Source organism: Ruegeria sediminis (assembly GCF_005938215.1).
Classification (GTDB): Bacteria; Pseudomonadota; Alphaproteobacteria; order Rhodobacterales; family Rhodobacteraceae; genus Ruegeria; species Ruegeria sediminis.
In genome coordinates this window covers 76,251-93,664 of the sequence record NZ_VCPD01000007.1, presented here as the reverse complement: position 1 = coordinate 93,664, position 17,414 = coordinate 76,251, and the positions used below count along the sequence as shown (strand labels likewise).

The following is a 17,414-nucleotide window of genomic DNA, read 5'->3' as shown; positions in this document are numbered from 1 at the left end:
CCTTCACATGCGCCCGTTCAAGGAAACGAGGCAAAGAATGACTGATTCAGGAAACATCGCTCCGCTTGCAGAGCTCAAGGCACAGGCGAAACGCCTGCGCGACAGGTTGCGCGGCACCGGCCTGCAGCTGTCGCATGGCGAGTCGCTGGAACTCGTCGCGCATCAGCACGGCGTTCGGGACTGGAATACCCTGCACGCGATGGCGGGCAACCGGATGCAGCTGCGGGTCGGCGACCGGGTCCAAGGGCGCTATCTGGGCCAGCCCTTCACCGCCGAGATCCGCGGTTTGACCACCCTCGGCGATGGCGCGCACCGGCGGATCACCCTGCATTTCGACGAACCCGTCGATGTGGTGACCTTCGACAGCTTCTCGTCCTACCGCCAGCGGGTCAGCGGCGAGATCGGCTGGGACGGCCGTTCGCCACGCCGCACTTCGGACGGCGAGCCGCAACTGGTGGTGCGCCCGATCTGAGGGACAAAAAAGGGCGGGGCGCCCTGTCGCGCCCCGCCCGAATTCACCGACCTGTGCGGGCGCCCTATTCTGCCGCCCAGCCCCCGACGGCCTTGACCTCAAGGAAATCCTCCAGCCCCCAGGTGCCGCCCTCGCGGCCGTTGCCGGACTGTTTCATGCCGCCGAAGGGCGACCCGGCGCTGCGCGACTGGCCGTTCATCTCGACCATGCCGGACCGCAGCACGCGCGCCATGCGGTTGGCGCGGGCGGGGTCCTGCGTCTGGACATAGTTGGTCAGGCCATATGGCGTGTCGTTGGCGATCTCGACCGCCTCTTCCTCGGTCTCGAAGGGGATCATGGTCAGCACCGGGCCAAAGATCTCCTCGCGCGCGACGGTCATCTGGTTGTTGGCGTCGGCAAAGACGGTGGGCCGCACGAAATAGCCCTTGTTGAACCCTTCGGGCCGGCCGGTGCCGCCCGCCACCAGGCGCGCGCCCTCGTCGATGCCCTTCTGGATCAGATCCTGGATCTTGGTCCACTGCAGCTCGTTGACCACGGGGCCGATGTGGCGGCCTTCCTCCAGCGCGTTGCCGACCGTCACCTTGTTCGCGACCTCGGCGGCGGTTTCCACCGCCTTGTCGTAGATCGGGCGCTGCACCAGCATCCGGCTGGGCGCGTTGCAGCTCTGGCCGGTGTTGTTCATCATGTGCAGCACGCCGCGCTTGACGGCCTTGTCGTCGGCATCGGCGAAGATCACGTTGGCGCCCTTGCCGCCCAGTTCCAGATGTACCTTCTTCAGCGTCTCGGCGGCGTTCTTCGAGATCGCCGTGCCGGCGCGGGTCGAGCCGGTGAAGCTGACCATGTCCACGTCCGGATGGCCCGACAGCTGCGACCCCACGCCCGCGCCGTCGCCGTTCACCAGGTTGAAGACGCCCGGCGGGAACCCGGCCTCGTCCATCATCTCGGCAAAGATCATCGCGTTCAGCGGGCTCTGCTCGGACGGTTTCAGGACCATGGTGCAGCCCGCGATCGCCGCGGCGCCGACCTTGAGCGTGATCTGGTTCATCGGCCAGTTCCACGGGGTGATCAGCGCGCAGACGCCCACCGCCTCGTAGATGATGCGGTCGTTCGGCGCGTGCTCGCCCAGGGGCCGTTCAAAGCGGAACTCCCTGGCCGCCTTGACGAAGTTCTTCAGGTGCCAGATGCCGGCGCCGACCTGCTGGGTGCGCGCCATGTCGATGGGCGCGCCCATCTCCTGCGACATCGCCCGCGCCAGATCCTCGCCGCGGGTCTTGTAGATCTCGATCAGCTTTTCGACCAGCGCGATGCGTTCCTCGGGCGGGGTCGCCATCCAGCCGGGCAGGGCGGCCTTGGCGGCGGCGACGGCGGCGTCGGTATCCGCCTGCGAACCTAGCGAGATCACCGCGCAGGGCTCCTCGGTCGAAGGGTCGATCACCTGGAAATCACTGGCGGTGGCGGGGGCGACCCATTTTCCGTTGATGTAGAAGTCGCGTCTTTCGATCATGGCTCTCCCTCCTGATCAGCGTTGTTTTCGACCGGGCGGTCGGTTTTCGCGCACACTCTGTCATTGCCGTGCGGCAGGGGCAAGGGGGCGCGGCGGAAAATTTGATCAAATTTCTGGCCGCGCGAAAACCCGCGCTGCGAAATGCCCCGGGCATCTGCGCGGCCCGGGTTTTTGACCGCCGATGAAAGCCGGGCCTTTAACGTGGCGACAAAGAAGCTAGGCTTTGCATCGGACGACTCGGTTTTTTCACGAAAGGAGACGAGCCATGGGTTTGCGCATCAACGATACCGTTCCGAATTTCACCGCAGAAACGGATCAGGGCACGATTCAGTTCCACGACTGGATCGGTGACAGCTGGGCCATCCTGTTTTCGCACCCCAAGGACTTCACCCCGGTCTGCACCACCGAGTTCTCGGTCGTGGCGCAACTGGCGGACGAATGGGCCAAGCGCGGCACCAAGGTGATCGGCATCTCGGTGGACAGCGCCGAGGACCACAAGAAATGGAAGGGCGACATCGAGAAATTCGGCAGCACCAAGGCCGGCTTCCCGATCATCGCCGACAAGGGGCTCGAAGTGTCCAAGGCGTTCGACATGCTGCCGGCGGGCTACTACTTGCCCGACAACCCGACGCCGGCGGACAGCCAGACGGTGCGCTCGGTCTTCATCATCGCGCCGGACAAGACGCTCAAGCTGTCGATGACCTACCCGATGAACGTCGGCCGCAACTTCGCCGAGGTGCTGCGGGCGCTGGACGGGCTGCAGACCGCCGCCAAGGAGAACGTCGCGACACCCGCCAACTGGACGCCGGGCGCGGACGTGGTCATTCCGGTGGCCGTCAGCGACGCCGACGCCAAGGCGAAATACGGTGAGTACACCACCCACTTCCCCTATCTGCGCACGGTGAAACTGCCCGGCTAGGGCTTCTGCGGGTATCCCTGCAATTTCAGGCGGTACTTCGCCCGCTTGACCTCCCGCTCCAGCGCCTCGCCGGGGCGGGTTTTCTTCTGGATGGTCGAACCGCCGATCTCGGCCGCGACCTCCTGGTTGCCGGTGCCCTGCAGCGCATGGACAGGCTGCCCGGTGATCCAGTGCATCTGCAGGAACGTGTCCACCGGCCGGTCGATCCTTCGCGTGGCGCCCAGCAGCCGGGCGGCGGCGTTGCGCCCCACCACCTGGCACACGCATTGCAGGCCGATCACGCGCGGCAGGATCAGCCGCAGGCCGTTCCGCGCCTCCAGGACCGCCGCCGGCGTTTCGCGCTGCTTCACCGGCAGGCGGATATAGTGATCGGGCGTCGCGTGCGCCCTGACCATGTCCAGCGCGACGGCGAAACGGTCCGGGTCGATCCGCAGGTCGTCCTCGGTGATGATCGCCAGGTCGATCTCTTCATCCACCATCTTGCGCCACAGCTTCCGGTGGCTTTCGAACACGCCGATCTCGGCGGGGCAGAGCGCAAACGGATAGCGCGGGCGGTGCAGATCGCCCGGGAACAACTCCACGCCGGCGATCTGCGCCAGGTCGCGCCCGTTCACCGCCTCGAACAGTTCGGCCCCGGGCAGATCGGCGCACAGGCGATCCGCATTCGGCCGTCGGCTGGTGCTGGCGGACATATGGATGATGAACGAACGCATGGTGACGTGGATGGACCCCGATCAAGGCGACTGAACGGCCGCGCGGAACGTCTTGCACCATGCAGGCGGTTACGTTTGCGGCACGCCGCTTCGATAGAGAATTTTTCGGCGCTTGTCACTTGTCATCGAAATCCGTCCGCACCGGAGCGATGTCGTAGATGATGCGGACCGAGGCGAACCTGTCCAGGTCCGCGGTCAGTTCAAACAGATCGACGCATTCGATGGTTCCCGGCCGACCGCCCCGCACGGTCCGGGTATAGTCGAAATGGACCGCGACGTGCCGCGGGCCGGCGGTGGCCACCAGAACGTTCCTCAGAACCGTGGACCGGTCCGACGTGATGCGCAGGACGTTCCGGTAGAAAACCCCGGCCGGTTGCGGCCCCGAAAGCGGCGAGGTCGCGGTCGCGTCCTCGGCGAACAGCGCATCGAAATCCGCAGGCCCGCCCCGCTCGATGGCGTCCAGGTAGCGCCTGCACAGCGCCTCGACCTTGGCCGTCTGCTCCGCTGTCATGCCGGTCTCTCCACGGTCTGCGTCCCGTGACGCCCAGTCTAGGCCGGTCCGCCGTCCGGGCCAGAAAAAAAGGCCCCGGTCATCGACCGGGGCCTTTCGCGTTCAGACAGAGGGGCGGATCACTCCGCGCTTTCCTCTTTCCGTTCCTTCTTCTCCGGCACGATCTCTTCGCCGGTTTCCTGGTCGACGACCTTCATCGACAGGCGCACCTTGCCGCGGTCGTCGAAGCCCAGCAGCTTGACCTTCACTTCCTGGCCTTCCTTCAGAACGTCCGAAGGATGGTTCAGGCGGCGGTTCTCGATCTGGCTGACATGCACCAGGCCGTCGCGCTTGCCGAAAAAGTTCACGAAGGCGCCGAAATCGACGATCTTGACCACCTTGCCGGTGTAGACCTGGCCTTCTTCCGGCTCGGCCACGATCGACCAGATCATGTCATAGGCCTTCTTGATGGCTTCGCCGTTGGGCGAGGCGATCTTGATCACGCCATCGTCGTTGATGTCGACCTTGGCGCCCGACACTTCGACGATCTCGCGGATGACCTTGCCGCCCGACCCGATCACTTCGCGGATCTTGTCGGTGGGGATCTGCATGGTCTCGATGCGCGGCGCGTGGATCGAGAACTCGGCGGTCTCGCTCAGCGCCTTGGACATCTCGCCCAGGATGTGCATCCGGCCGTCCTTGGCCTGGGCCAGGGCTTTCTCCATGATCTCGGGCGTGATGCCCGCGACCTTGATGTCCATCTGCAGCGAGGTGATGCCGTTTTCGGTGCCCGCAACCTTGAAGTCCATGTCGCCCAGGTGATCCTCGTCGCCCAGGATGTCGGTCAGAACCGCGTAGGAACCGTCCTCTTCCAGGATCAGGCCCATGGCGACGCCGGCCACCGGCGCCTTCAGCGGAACGCCCGCATCCATCATCGACAGCGAACCGCCGCAGACCGAGGCCATCGAGGACGAGCCGTTCGATTCGGTGATCTCCGACACCACGCGGATGGTGTAGGGGAAGTCGGTCGGCGCCGGCAGAACGGCCTGCAGCGCGCGCCAGGCCAGCTTGCCGTGGCCGATCTCGCGGCGTCCGGGGCTGCCCACGCGGCCAACCTCGCCGACCGAATAGGGCGGGAAGTTGTAATGCAGCAGGAAGTTCGACTTGAAGTTGCCATGCAGCGCATCGACGAACTGCTCGTCGTCACCGGTGCCCAGCGTGGTCACGGCCAGCGCCTGGGTCTCGCCGCGGGTGAACAGGGCCGACCCGTGGGTGCGCGGCAGCAGGCCGGTTTCGGCCACGATCGGACGCACGGTGGTGGTGTCGCGGCCGTCGATCCGCTTGCCGCCCTTCACCACGTCGCCGCGCAGGATGCCGGCCTCGAGCTTCTTCATCGCCGAGCTCAGGTTCGGGTCCTCAAGCTGCTCTTCGGTCAGGGCCGCCTTGATCGCCTCGCGGGCGGCGGCGACTGCGGCGGTGCGCTCCTGCTTGTCGGTGATGGCGAAGGCGGCGCGCATCTGGGCGTCGCCGGCGGCCTTCACCGCCGCGTACAGGTCCGAGTAATCCGGCGCCTGGAAGTTGAACGGCTCTTTCGCGCAGCTTTCGGCCAGGCTGATGATCAGGTCGATCACCGGCTGGATCTGCTCATGCGCGAAGGTCACCGCGCCAAGCATCTCGGCCTCGGACAGCTCGTAGGCTTCCGATTCCACCATCATCACCGCGTCCTTGGTCCCGGCGACCACCAGGTCCAGGCGCTGCTCGGGGTTCAGGCGCAGGTCCTGCATGTCGTCCACGGTCGGGTTCAGGACGTATTCGCCGTCCGAATAGCCGACGCGGCAGCCCGCGATCGGGCCCATGAACGGCACGCCCGAGATGGTCAGCGCCGCCGAGGCGGCGATCATCGCCACGATGTCGGGATCGTTGACCAGGTCATGGCTCAGCACGGTGCACATCACCAGCACTTCGTTCTTGAAGCCGGGGACGAACAGCGGGCGGATCGGACGGTCGATCAGGCGCGCGGTCAGCGTCTCTTTCTCGGTCGGACGCGCCTCGCGCTTGAAGAAGCCGCCCGGCACCTTGCCGGCGGCATAGTATTTTTCCTGGTAGTGCACGGTCAGCGGAAAAAAGTCCTGACCGGGCTTCTGTTCCCGCGCGAAGGTGACCGCGGCATGAACCGAGGTTTCGCCCAGGGTGGCAATCACGGAGCCGTCGGCCTGACGGGCAACCTTGCCGGTTTCCAGCGTAAGCGTTTCCTCGCCCCACTGCATCGATTTCGTCGTTACATCAAACATGTGCATATCCTAGATGAGAGCACTCCCAGGCGTATCCCGGGTCTCCCGTTTTCATGGCGGCCCCATTGCCGCCGACCCCATTATCATTTCCTTCACGGCGCCGGGGTCGGGGCGCCACGTCTCAGATGAAGCGCCCATACAGGAGTTTGCGCACGAAGGAAAGGGGAGAGCGGGGGATGGGCCGCATCACGCGGTTGCGCCTCCGGACCGGGCCCGAGGGCGGCATGACCGCGGCGCTTTCCTTGTCAGAACTTCCGGGTTCGTTCCAGCCCCGGCAATCCCGGCGCTTCCCAAAGCCACAATTTTGCCGCAAAATTAATGTATCCTGGATGACCATTTAATGCTCTGCTGTCACCGAGGGGCGACATGATGCATTACACTCAACGGCTGCTCGCAGGCCAGCTACCTGTCGGAACAGCGACCTTCTCTCGCGCGGTCCATGAGCCCCGCGCGGCGACCGAATGCGAATGCCCGGATTTCGTTGTATTCGAACCCGCAGGTTCGCGCGCATGAAGATCGGGACAGCCGCGATAATCCTGGTCCTCTGCGGTGCCTCCTTCACCTTCGGGGTCATCTTCCGCCACAAGGAATTGCCGCCCTACGGCCAGTTGCAGGAACTGGTTCGGACTCTCAAATCGAAAGAAACGCCGAAAATGGCCGAGTTCTCCCTGAACACCGAGGCGATCTCCCGCTCGCTCGGCGCCATGTCGGCCGATATCGAGGCGACGCGGGAGGCCCTGAAATCCCGGGTCATCCTGCCGGCGGACCGGGTCGCGGTGACAAGCCGGGACATCGACGCCGGACAGGTCGAGATAAGCGCGCAGATCTACGGGATGAAGACCAGATCGATTCTCGCCAAGGCGCCCCAAGACGCAACCTGCCTGCGGGTCTACATCCAGGGCCACGGGCGCGATCCGTTCGACCACGCCTATCACAACAGCCTGCGGGCCAGGTCGGTCGAGCAAGGATGCGATTTCCTTTCCATGTCGATGCTCGGGTTGGGCCTGAACAAAGGCCCCGCGGAGTTTCCAAGCGGAAAGTACCAAGGCCAGACCACCAGCATGGATTGGCGCGAGGCTCACCGACACGGCAGCTTCCTCCTGTTCCGCGATCAGACCCTGCCGGAATACGACCACTTGGCGCTGTTCCTGACGCCTCACTATTACAAGATCCGCTCCCTCCTCGACGGGTACGAAGACGTGTCGGTGATGGGGATATCCGGGGGCGGCTGGTACACGGTCTGGATGGCCGCGCTGATACCGGAAGTCGACTATTCGATCGTCTATGCCGGCAGCCTGCCGCTGGTGTACCGCACTTCCGAGGCGTTCTTCGCCGATTTCGAAGAGATCGCAAGCCCCGTCTATTTCGAATTCGACTATTGGCAACTCTACCACCTGGGCAGCCGGCGCGGAGAAAACGCGGAAGAACGGGTGCAGTATTTCGTGTTCAACGATCGCGACGACTGTTGTTTCATGGAACCTTCGGCCAGTCATTTCGCGGGCATCGCGCGCGACCTCTACGGCGGCGCGGTCAAGGTAATCGTGGACGAAAGCGTCACCCACGAGATGGACGTCGATGTGATCGAGGCGATCTGGGCAGAGAACGCGTCAAGCATGGGCGCCAGTCTGTAGCACCTGACCTCGTGGCCCGCCCGCGATGCGCGACGGTCCGGGCACGGCCCGACCCGAGAACCGCACATGCCGCCGCGCCCTCCGCCAACTCAAGCGCCCGCGCCCAGAATATGCTACCGTCATGGCGGATCCGATCGCCCGGCACGGAGAGTTTCACATGAAGCCTCTTACCGTTTTTCTGTGTTCATTGACGCTTTGTGTCCTGCCGGCCCAGGGATCGAAAGCAGGCGAAGTTGCGGACGCAGCGCGTTCAGGGGACGTCGGCACTCTGATCCGCCTTCTCGACAACGGTGCCCCCGTGGACGAACCTGGCGTCGCCAGTCCGCTTCATTTCGCGATCATGTCGGGTCATCATGAGACGGCGCGTATCCTGCTGGAACGCGGTGCCGATCCCAACGCGGACTCCGCGCTTGGCACGCCCCTGATGGTCGCCGCAGGCCGGGATCGGACGGAGATCTTGGCCTTGCTGCTGGCCCACGACGCCGATCCCAATGTCGTTGGAGGTCGAGAAGACCGCACGCCACTGCACACGGCCGCGTTTTCCGGGGCGGCGGAGGCCGTTCAGGTTCTTCTCGCATCCGGGGCCGACCCGTTGGCCCGCGCCAAATTCGGCGATACCGCCCTGCATCTTGCCGTTCAGAAAAACCGGACTGCGGTTGCCGAAATGCTTCGCGAGGTGACGAATTGGACGCCGCCTCAACCGCCGACCGAGGCGGACTTGCTGGAGGCCGACACAGAAAAGGGCCGCGAAGCAGTTCAGGTATGCCAGGTGTGCCACCCGCTTGCGGCAGGCAAGTTTTCGAAAGGGCCCACCTTGTGGAACGTCGTCGGCAGGCCCGTTGCCGGTTTCAACGACTTCCCCTACTCGATCGCGATGCGTGAAGATGGTGGGACCTGGAATATCGCCAGGCTGGACGCATTTCTGGCGGACCCGAGGATGGCGATGCCCGGCAATATGATGGCGGCCGGCAACGATCGCGTGGAAGTAACCGATCGGGAAACCCGCTGGGCCCTGATCGCCTATCTCAAGACGCTCAAGTGACACTTGCGGACCCGTCAATCCGCCGCCCGGGCCAACCTCGTCCGCGCGGCGGTGCTTTGCCCCTCTGCCCGACCACCACGAGCCCCTACACCACGCCCCCGGCCTGCCTCAGTTCCGACGCCTCGGCCCGGCTCAGCTGTTCGCCCTGCCTGCGTTTCAGCAGCACCTCGCGGGCGCGGGCGTATTGGTCGCCCTGCCAGAAGATCAGGCAGCCGTTGCAGCCGCGGCCGCAGCAGCCCTCGGTGCCGACCCGGTTGGTCTTGAACCGGCGTTCGTTGTCGTCCTGCCCGATGGCATCGACCAGCGCGTCGCGGCGGCGTTCGTAGGCGGCGGGGTTGTCGCGCCCCGACGCCTCCATCCCCTGCACCAGCTTGTCGAGCCGCAGCCGCTTCCACTGCTCGTCGGTCAGCGCGCGTTCCTTGCGCAGCACCGAATAGGCCGGGAAGCGGGCGCGCAATTCGTCCGCATCCTCGTGGTCGAACAGCGCGAACGGCAGGCGGATCACCGTCCTGTCGCTGCCGCGCACCACCTCCACCCGCGCGCCGTCCTCGGCGCGTTCGAAATCATAGACCCGCAGCAGCACGGTCTCCCGCGCGATGGGCGACACGAATTCCAGCACCTCGCCCGCGACCAGCTTGTTCTTGACCTCGACCAGGAAGGCGTCGTCGGTCACCTCGGTCACGACGCCCGCATATTCCCACTGCGCCAGCGACGCCGTGTGTTCGTAGCCATGCGCATGGTTGGTCAGCCGCCCCTCGTGGAAGGCCAGCGTGTAGCCGCGGTTGCCCACCGCCTCCAGCTCGCGCATGTAGGGCTTCGGGTCCCAGTTGTCGGGATCGGCGTAGTAGTCGTCGATGGCCATGCGATAGGCGCGGGCGACGATGGCGGCGTAATATTCCGACTTGCCGCGCCCCTCGACCTTCAGGCTGTCCACCCCGATCTTCAGGTATTCGTCCAGCTTCGGCATGATGCACAGATCGCGCGAGTTCAGGATGTACGAGCCCCGCCCGTCCTCCTCGATCGGCATCAGCTCGCCTGGGCGGCAGCCTTCCTCGAGCAGGAACTCGAACATCCCCGCATTCTCTTCGGTCAGGTTCAGCTCCTCGACCGTGCCGTCCTTGAGCCGCATCCGCACCGTGTAGTTCCAGCGGCAGGAATTGGCGCAATTGCCCTGGTTCGCCCCGCGCTCGGCCATGAAGTTCGACAGCAGGCAGCGTCCGGAATAGGTCATGCACATGGCGCCGTGCACGAAGGCCTCGATCCTGATGTCGGGGCATTTCTCGCGGATCTCCACCAGCTCCGGATAGGACACCTCGCGCGCCAGCACCACCAGTTCCGCCCCCTGGTCCTGCCAGAACCTGACCGACAGCCAGGAACACACGTTGGCCTGGGTCGAGACATGCAGCGGGATCTCGGGCGCGCGGTCGCGCACGTACTGGAGCACGCCCGGATCGGCCACGATCAGCCCGTCGGGCTTCACCCGGCGCACGGTGTCGATGTATTCGTCCAGCTTGGGGATGTCCTTGTTGTGCGAAAACAGGTTCAGCGTCAGATAGGCGCGCCGCCCGTGCGCATGGCAGAACGCGACCCCTTCGACCACCTCCTCCAGCGTTAACTCGGACTTCGTCCGCAGCGACAGGTCCGGCGTTCCCAGGTAGACCGCGTCGGCGCCATAGAGGATCGCCATCTTGAGTTTGCGCAGATTGCCCGCAGGCATCAGCAATTCGGAGCGTTTCTGAGTCATGGAACCAGCCCGGCGATGGGAGAAGGCGGCGTTTTATGAGAGTTTCCCGGGCTTGTGAACCGGAATCTGCCGCCTCCGGGCCTGCCCCGGATCGACCGCATATCGGGCTATCCCGAAACCGAAACGCTGGTAAGCTGCCGGGATGACGCCCAGATCCCTGTTCAGCGCCCTCGGTCTGCTGCTCCTGATCGCGCCCGTGTTCCTGCCGGCCCCGCGCGGGGTCCCGGACCCGGCCTGGCTGGCGCTGGGCCTCGCCCTCGCGATGGCGCTCTGGTGGGTGACCGAGGCGCTGCCGCTGGCCGCCACCGCGCTGCTGCCGCTGGCCGCCGCGCCGCTTCTGGGGATCGGGGATCTGGGCGAGGTCGCAAGGGCCTACAGCCACCCGCTCATCATCCTGTTCCTCGGCGGCTTCCTCCTGGCCCGGGCGATCGAGAAATCCGGCCTGCATCGGCGTCTGGCCGGCGCGCTTCTGGGCAAGGCCGGCAGCAGCCCCGGCCGGGTCCTGGCGGCGGTGATGCTGACCACCGCCTTCCTCAGCCTCTGGATCAGCAACACCGCCTCGGCGATGGTGGTCGCGCCGATCGCGGCGGCCGTCGCCGCCTCGCAGGCGGACCGCCCCGCCTTCGGAACGGCGCTGATGCTGGGCGTGGCCTTCGCCGCCACCATCGGCGGGATGGGATCGCTGATCGGCACCCCGCCGAATGCGCTGTTCGCCGCCTATGTGTCCGAGGTCTACGGCATCACCGTGAGCTTTGCCCAATGGGCCGCCATCGGGGTGCCCGTCGCCGCGATCCTGCTCGCGATCACCTGGCTGGTGCTGGCGCGGCTGACGCCCGGGCCGCTCGGCCCCGACCTCGCCACCTCCTTCGACTTTCGGGCCGATGCCATGCAGGCGGCGGAACGCCGCGTCGCGCTGATCGCCGGCCTGACCGCGCTGGCCTGGATCACGCGGCCGCTGATCGAGCTGGCCTTTCCCGCCATAACCCTCTCGGATGCCGGCATCGCCATGCTGGCCGCGATCGCCCTGTTCCTGGTCCCGGACGGGGCGGGCGGCAGGCTGCTCGACTGGGACACCGCGGCCGGGCTGCGCTGGGACGTTCTCATCCTCTTCGGCGGCGGGCTGGCGCTGGCGGGTCTCCTCGAACAGACCGGCCTCGCCGCCTGGATCGGAGGAACCGTCCGGCAGATGGCGGACCTGCCCGAGATCCTGCTGCTTCTGCTGATCGCCGCCCTGATCGTCTATGTGGGCGAACTGGCCAGCAACACGGCGATGGCGGCGATCTTCCTGCCCATCACCGGAGCCGCCGCGGCCTCGCTGAACGCCGATCCGCTGACCTTCATGCTGCCGGTCGCCCTGGCCGCGTCCATCGGTTTCATGCTGCCGGTGGCCACGCCGCCCAACGCCATCGTCTTCGCCAATCCGGCGGTCACCCGCGGCGCCATGCTGCGCGCCGGCGCCCCGCTCGACCTCGTCGGCGTGCTGGTCGCGGTCGGGACAAGCGCCCTGCTGGGGCCCGTGTTCTTCGGCTGAACCGCCCCGGACCGGGCTATTCGATCGCGTTCTTGAAGATCACCCCGTCCTTCATGATCAGATCAAAGTTCCCATGCGGGTCGGCGACAAGGTCGATGTCCTCCAGCGGGTTGCCGTCCACCAGGATCAGGTCGGCATAGGCCCCCTCCGCGATGACGCCCAGCGGGCCCAGCTGGTACGGGTGCCGCGGGCCGGCCAGTTCCAGCAGCTCGGCATTGGTCGATGTCGCCATCTTCAGCACCTCGTAGGGCGAATACCAGTTCTGCAGCTTGGCAAGAAAGGCGCCCTGCCGCTCGGCCAGCGCCGGGTCGAACAGGATGTCGGTGCCGAAGGCGACCTTGACGCCGACATCCTTGGCCATCTTGTAGGCCGCGTCGGTGCCGTTGGTCACGGCAATCCACTTGGCCTGGCTGAAGGGGTCGTCAAAGGTGAACCCGTCCTCGTCGTCAAGCAGCGGCTGGATCGACAGCCACACGTCCCTGTCGCGCATCATCTCCATCGTCTCGCGGCTCATCAGGAATCCGTGCTCGACGGATTTGACACCGGCCTCGATCGACAGCTGGATGGCCTCGTCGGTGAACAGATGCGAGGCGACATAGGTGTTGTAGGTGTCCGCGACCTCGACGAAGGCTTCGAGCTCGGCCATGGTGTACTGGCGCACGTCCAGCGGGTCATAGACGGACGACACGCCGCCGCCGCCCGAGATCTTGAGTTGCGACGCGCCCATCCGCATGACTTCGCGGGCGCGCTTGGTGACCTCGTCCACGCCATCGGCCATCGCCATGAGGCCGACCGAATACCAGTACCATTGGGAATCCGCCGGGTTGGTCGGAACCGACTGGTAGGGGCGATAGTCAAAATGGCCGCCGGTCTGGCCGATCGGCGGGCCGGACGGAAGGATGCGCGGGCCGGGGATCTCGCCGGCGTCGATCATCTTCTTGGTCGCGAAGGGGTTGCCGCCGACATCGCGCACGGTGGTGAACCCCCGCATCAGGGTGGCCTCCGAACCGATGGCCCCGCGAATGGCGATCTCGAGGATGTCGCCGGTCACGACCGTGCTCTGGGCGGCGCAGCAATACGAGGTATGCCAATGCACGTCGATCAGGCCGGGGATCATGGTGCGCCCGCCTCCGTCGATGACGCGGCCGCCCGCCACCGCCAGCGGTTCGGTCGAAACCTGCGTGATCAGGTTGTCGGTGACGACGACGTTGGCGTTTTCGATCAGCGCCTCGTTGACGCCATCGAACACGTTGACATTGGTGAACAGGATCGGGACGCCGTCCTGCGCGACGGCTGGCGCCGCGGAGACCGAAAGGACCAGGGCGGCAAGGGAATGGCGCAGGGGTAAGGGCATGACATCGCATCCAATCTGAGTATCAATCGCGATGATCTTTCCAGTTTCGGCCATCCGACTCAACCCGCCGGGCGCACATTTCTCCACCTGCCGGTGACGCGCCTGACCCGGCTCGACGCAAGCGGCGACAGGCACGCCGAAAAGGTGCTAAAGTTCCCTGCGACACAGCAACGGGAGGCCGATCATGTACAGCAACATCCTTGTGCCGGTGGTCTTTGACGAGGGTCACGACACGCAAGCCTCGTTTCTCGCCGCGCGGGCCCTTGCCAATGACGATGCCAGGTTCACCCTGCTTCACGTGATGGAAGCGATCCCCGCCTATGTGGCGACGCAGATCCCGGCCGAGGTCATGGCCAGGTCGCGCGACGAGATCAATGCCAAGCTCAAGCAGCTGGCGGCCGGCTTGCCCAACGCGACCGTCCTTCTGGAATCCGGTCATGCGGGCCGGTTCATCGTCGACTACGCCGCCGAGGCCGGGACCGACTGCATCGTCATGGCGTCGCACAAGCCGGGGATCGAGAACCTGTTCCTCGGCTCCACCGCGGACCGGGTCGTGCGGCACGCCAAATGCTCGGTGCACGTGATCCGCTAGCCAACCGCCGCGCCGGGTCGTCCGAAATCCCCGGCCGCCCCCCCCCGGAAACGGAAAACGCCCGCCGGGTGGCGGGCGTACAAACCGGAAGCTTCCGATTTCAGGGCCGGTACAAACCGGACAAAACGCCGGTCAGCGGCGGATGCCCAGACGCTTGATCAGGTCCTGGTAACGGGCCTCGTCCTTGCCCTTCAGATAGTCCAGAAGCTTGCGGCGATGCGCAACCATCTTCAGAAGTCCACGGCGGCCGTGGTTGTCCTTCTTGTGGGTCTTGAAGTGCTCGGTCAGCGTGTTGATGCGCGAGGTCATGATCGCAACCTGGACTTCCGGCGAACCGGTGTCGCCTTCCTTGGTCGCGAATTCCTTCATCACGCGGGTCTTTTCTTCGGCAGTAATCGACATCGGGGTCTCCTTTGCAGGTTGGAGTGAATGGCGCAGGCCGGGATGTCGTCCAGCGCAGGCCCATGGAGAATTCCGCACCGATTCCGGCACGGATGGGCGCGTATAGGCGGATTTTCCCTGAATGGCAAAGGGAATCTGCCGCTCAAACGCTGATCCCGAACGAAGCCAGGTCGGCCGGGCGCATCAGTTGAATATCGTCGGGCGTAATCGGCTGCGCGCTGTAGAGATGCGCAACCTCGTGCCCGCCGATCAGGATCCGGGTCAGGCCGGCGGTGTCGGGATCGGGCCGGATCGCGATCTCCGGATCCGGGTTGGCCGCGTCGTCCCACGTCACCAGCAACCGGTCTGCGCCCGGCTGGAAATCCGTGACCGTGACCGCCTCCGAGGGGGCGCTGTCCATCAGGATGACATCGTCGGACCCGTCGCCGCCGCTGACGATATCGCCGCTGTCGGCAAAGATCCGGTCCTCACCGGCGCCGCCGTTGAGATAGTCCTTCGCGTTCCCCTCGGCCCCGTCGTGTCCCGAGATCACGTCGTTCCCGTCGCCGCCGAACAGCGTGTCCTCGCCCGCGCCACCCTCCAGAACGTCATCGCCGTCGCCGCCCTGCAGCGCGTCATCGCCGTCGCCGCCGCTGAGCCAGTCGTTGCCCTGACCGCCGATCAGCCTGTCGTCGCCGGCCCCGCCATCCAGCCGGTCATCGCCGAAGTGCCCGAACAGAGCGTCAGGTCCATCGCCGCCAAGGAGAACGTCGTCGCCATCCCCGCCATGCAACTCGTCGTCGCCGGGACCGCCCTCCAGCACGTCGTTTCCGCCCGCCCCGAACAACGTGTCGTTGCCCGCGCCGCCCGCGATCACGTCTTGCCCGCCGTAGCCGTTGATCTGGTCGTTGCCGTCCAGTCCCGAAAGGTCGTTGTCGGCTTCGTCGCCAACGACGATCAGGTTGCCCATGAATTCGTTGAACACGCCGGCGGTCGGGCGCGGGGTTACCGCCTCCGGCGTTTCCTCTGGCTGGTCCTCGATCTCCAGGTAGTTGCCCTGCGGCTGCTCGTCTGCCGCCACGGCCCCGGCCGAGGAACCCTCCTCGTCCTCGGCCTCGTCGCCCAGAACACCGCTCATCGCGTAGGCCACGCCGCCCATAGCCGCCAGCCCCAGCAAACCCGCCATCAGGAACATGAGACACCTCTGCGGGCACCGCGCCCGGATGCCCAAAACATCCCATGTTTCAACGGCTTCGGTCAAAGCCGATCTGGTGTTCTGGTTAAGGGGTCGTAACCAGGTCCCAAAGCTCCGGCTGCTGGGTGTAGGCGATGTAGAGCGGGTGCCTGGGATGCCCGGCCTTTGTCAGCCCGAGGTGGAACAGAGCCTGCCCGGTGCCGCGCAACAGCCGTTCCACCGCCGGCCCGCGATTCAGATGCGCCCCATGCGTGCCCCATGCCGCGATCACCTGATCGGCCCAGGACACGCCGTTGAGGATGGCCATGTCGTTCTCGGGCCCGACCGGATCGGCGGAGGCCCGCATCTTGCGCGGGTCCGTCTCGCGCCAGGCGAAGATGTTGGTGACCTGAAAGGCGCCAAAACCCAGCGCCCGCGCCCGCCGCTCGCAGCGTTCGACCGTCGGGTCGTTCTGAACCTCGGTCGCGGTCGAAGGGTTCAGCATCACGAACAGCGCCTTGCGCCCCTGCGGCTCCCAGACCCGGGTGAGGCTGTAGCGATAGCGTTTGCAATCGGAATAGACGGCGGTCGAGGGCGCGTCGCCCTTGGTGTGCGAGCGGGTAATCATGGCGCCCCGCTTAACATGCGGGGGAAGGGGGCGCCATATGTTCAGTCCACGAACACCCTGCTCGGGTGCAGCTCGCCTGACTTGTAGACGCCCACCGCCACGGCCTTGCCGTCGAGCGAGGCCCAGGCTTCGTCGCCGTATTCGACGTCCGAGGCCAGCACCATGCCCGGATTGCCGTTGCGCAGACGGGCCGCGCCTTCGGGCGTGCATCTGAGTTCCGGCAGATCGGCAAGCCCTTCCTCCAGCGGGCGCAAATAGCCGTCCAGCGCCACGGATTTCGCCATCTCGTCGATCTGTTGGACGCTGATGCCATCCTCGGCATCGAACGGCCCCGACCATATGCGCCGCAGCTGCTTGACGTGGCCGTGGCAGCCCAGGGCTTCGCCCAGATCGCGGGCGATCGCGCGCACATAGCCGCCCTTGCCGCAGGTCATCTCCAGCACCACGTGATCGGGGTCGGGCCGGTCAACCAGGATCAGTTCCTCGACCCAGAGGGGGCGGGCCGCAAGTTCCACGTCCTCGCCGTCGCGGGCCAGCTTGTAGGCGCGCTGCCCGTCGATCTTGACGGCGGAGAACTTGGGCGGCACCTGCATGATCTCGCCCAGAAAGGGCGACAGCGCCGCCTTGATCTGATCGTCCGTCGGCCGCGCGTCGCTTTCCGCGATCACTTCGCCCTCGGCGTCGTCGGTGTTGGTGGCCTGCCCCAGACGCACGGTGAACGTATAGGCCTTGAGCGCATCGGTGATGTAGGGAACGGTCTTGGTCGCCTCTCCCAGGGCCACGGCCAGAACGCCGGTCGCCTCGGGGTCGAGCGTGCCGGCATGTCCGGCCTTCCGGGCGTCAAAGGCCCAACGCACCTTGTTCACCACGGCGGTCGAGGTCATGCCCGCGGGCTTGTCCACCACCAGCCATCCGGAAATGTCGCGACCCTTGCTTTTGCGTCCCATC

General features: G+C 65.8%; 16 protein-coding genes. 6 read left to right on the top strand and 10 right to left on the bottom strand.

Annotation, left to right across the window (positions count from 1 at the left end; all coding sequences use genetic code 11):
- Positions 1-37: 37 nt before the first annotated feature.
- Complete coding sequence (locus FGK63_RS17380) at positions 38-472, top strand: glyoxalase superfamily protein (protein ID WP_138844628.1); 435 nt, start codon at positions 38-40, stop codon at positions 470-472.
- Between the two features lie 64 nt (positions 473-536).
- On the opposite strand, the gene FGK63_RS17375 is transcribed toward FGK63_RS17380, so the two are convergent.
- Positions 537-1,976 carry an aldehyde dehydrogenase family protein gene (locus tag FGK63_RS17375; protein ID WP_138844626.1) on the bottom strand — a complete coding sequence of 480 codons (1,440 nt, stop codon included), beginning with the start codon at positions 1,974-1,976 and terminating at the stop codon, positions 537-539.
- A 265-nt stretch (positions 1,977-2,241) separates the two neighbouring features.
- Here FGK63_RS17375 and FGK63_RS17370 point away from each other — a divergent pair, with 265 nt between their 5' ends.
- Entirely contained in the window at positions 2,242-2,895 is a 654-nt protein-coding gene (locus tag FGK63_RS17370; RefSeq protein ID WP_138844624.1) for a peroxiredoxin, read from the top strand.
- On the opposite strand, the gene FGK63_RS17365 is transcribed toward FGK63_RS17370, so the two are convergent.
- The 3 genes from FGK63_RS17365 to pnp all read right to left on the bottom strand — a co-directional run bounded on the left by FGK63_RS17365 (position 2,892) and on the right by pnp (position 6,389).
- Entirely contained in the window at positions 2,892-3,608 is a 717-nt protein-coding gene (locus FGK63_RS17365) for a glycosyltransferase family 25 protein (protein ID WP_138844622.1), read from the bottom strand. The genes FGK63_RS17370 and FGK63_RS17365 overlap by 4 nt on opposite strands.
- A 115-nt stretch (positions 3,609-3,723) precedes the next feature.
- On the bottom strand, positions 3,724-4,119 hold the full coding sequence (locus FGK63_RS17360; RefSeq protein ID WP_138844621.1) for a nuclear transport factor 2 family protein: 396 nt from the start codon (positions 4,117-4,119) through the stop codon (positions 3,724-3,726).
- A gap of 119 nt (positions 4,120-4,238) precedes the next feature.
- A complete protein-coding gene (pnp, locus tag FGK63_RS17355) occupies positions 4,239-6,389 on the bottom strand; it encodes a polyribonucleotide nucleotidyltransferase (RefSeq protein ID WP_138844619.1) in 2,151 nt (716 codons plus the stop codon).
- Between the two features lie 509 nt (positions 6,390-6,898).
- On the opposite strand from pnp, the gene FGK63_RS17350 reads away from it, so the two are divergent.
- Together FGK63_RS17350 and FGK63_RS17345 are read left to right on the top strand one after the other, a co-directional pair.
- Positions 6,899-8,020, top strand: coding sequence for a hypothetical protein (locus tag FGK63_RS17350; RefSeq protein WP_138844617.1), 1,122 nt, complete (start codon positions 6,899-6,901; stop codon positions 8,018-8,020).
- 157 nt (positions 8,021-8,177) lie between these two features.
- Positions 8,178-9,062 carry an ankyrin repeat domain-containing protein gene (locus tag FGK63_RS17345; RefSeq protein ID WP_171052699.1) on the top strand — a complete coding sequence of 295 codons (885 nt, stop codon included), beginning with the start codon at positions 8,178-8,180 and terminating at the stop codon, positions 9,060-9,062.
- An 85-nt stretch (positions 9,063-9,147) separates the two neighbouring features.
- Here FGK63_RS17345 and FGK63_RS17340 read toward each other — a convergent pair whose 3' ends face one another.
- Positions 9,148-10,806 (bottom strand): U32 family peptidase C-terminal domain-containing protein, encoded by a 1,659-nt coding sequence (locus FGK63_RS17340; protein WP_138844613.1) that lies wholly within the window; start codon positions 10,804-10,806, stop codon positions 9,148-9,150.
- Between the two features lie 142 nt (positions 10,807-10,948).
- On the opposite strand from FGK63_RS17340, the gene FGK63_RS17335 reads away from it, so the two are divergent.
- The gene (locus tag FGK63_RS17335) at positions 10,949-12,337 is read left to right on the top strand and encodes an SLC13 family permease (RefSeq protein ID WP_138844611.1); all 1,389 of its coding nucleotides are present in this window, start codon (positions 10,949-10,951) and stop codon (positions 12,335-12,337) included.
- 16 nt (positions 12,338-12,353) lie between these two features.
- Here the strand turns inward: FGK63_RS17335 and FGK63_RS17330 are convergent, their stop codons facing one another.
- A complete protein-coding gene (locus tag FGK63_RS17330) occupies positions 12,354-13,691 on the bottom strand; it encodes a metal-dependent hydrolase family protein (protein WP_138844609.1) in 1,338 nt (445 codons plus the stop codon).
- Between the two features lie 184 nt (positions 13,692-13,875).
- Here FGK63_RS17330 and FGK63_RS17325 point away from each other — a divergent pair, with 184 nt between their 5' ends.
- Positions 13,876-14,283: a universal stress protein gene (locus FGK63_RS17325; protein ID WP_138844607.1), complete on the top strand. Its 408-nt coding sequence runs from the start codon at positions 13,876-13,878 to the stop codon at positions 14,281-14,283.
- Between the two features lie 132 nt (positions 14,284-14,415).
- On the opposite strand, the gene rpsO is transcribed toward FGK63_RS17325, so the two are convergent.
- From rpsO to truB, 4 genes are all read right to left on the bottom strand, one after another.
- Positions 14,416-14,685 carry a 30S ribosomal protein S15 gene (gene rpsO / locus FGK63_RS17320; RefSeq protein WP_138844604.1) on the bottom strand — a complete coding sequence of 90 codons (270 nt, stop codon included), beginning with the start codon at positions 14,683-14,685 and terminating at the stop codon, positions 14,416-14,418.
- A 142-nt stretch (positions 14,686-14,827) separates the two neighbouring features.
- Positions 14,828-15,859: a calcium-binding protein gene (locus FGK63_RS17315; protein ID WP_138844602.1), complete on the bottom strand. Its 1,032-nt coding sequence runs from the start codon at positions 15,857-15,859 to the stop codon at positions 14,828-14,830.
- Between the two features lie 85 nt (positions 15,860-15,944).
- A complete protein-coding gene (locus tag FGK63_RS17310; RefSeq protein ID WP_138844600.1) occupies positions 15,945-16,466 on the bottom strand; it encodes a DUF1643 domain-containing protein in 522 nt (173 codons plus the stop codon).
- A gap of 41 nt (positions 16,467-16,507) precedes the next feature.
- Positions 16,508-17,413, bottom strand: a complete 906-nt coding sequence (gene truB / locus FGK63_RS17305; RefSeq protein WP_138844598.1) for a tRNA pseudouridine(55) synthase TruB — start codon at positions 17,411-17,413, stop codon at positions 16,508-16,510.
- Position 17,414: the final 1 nt, after the last annotated feature.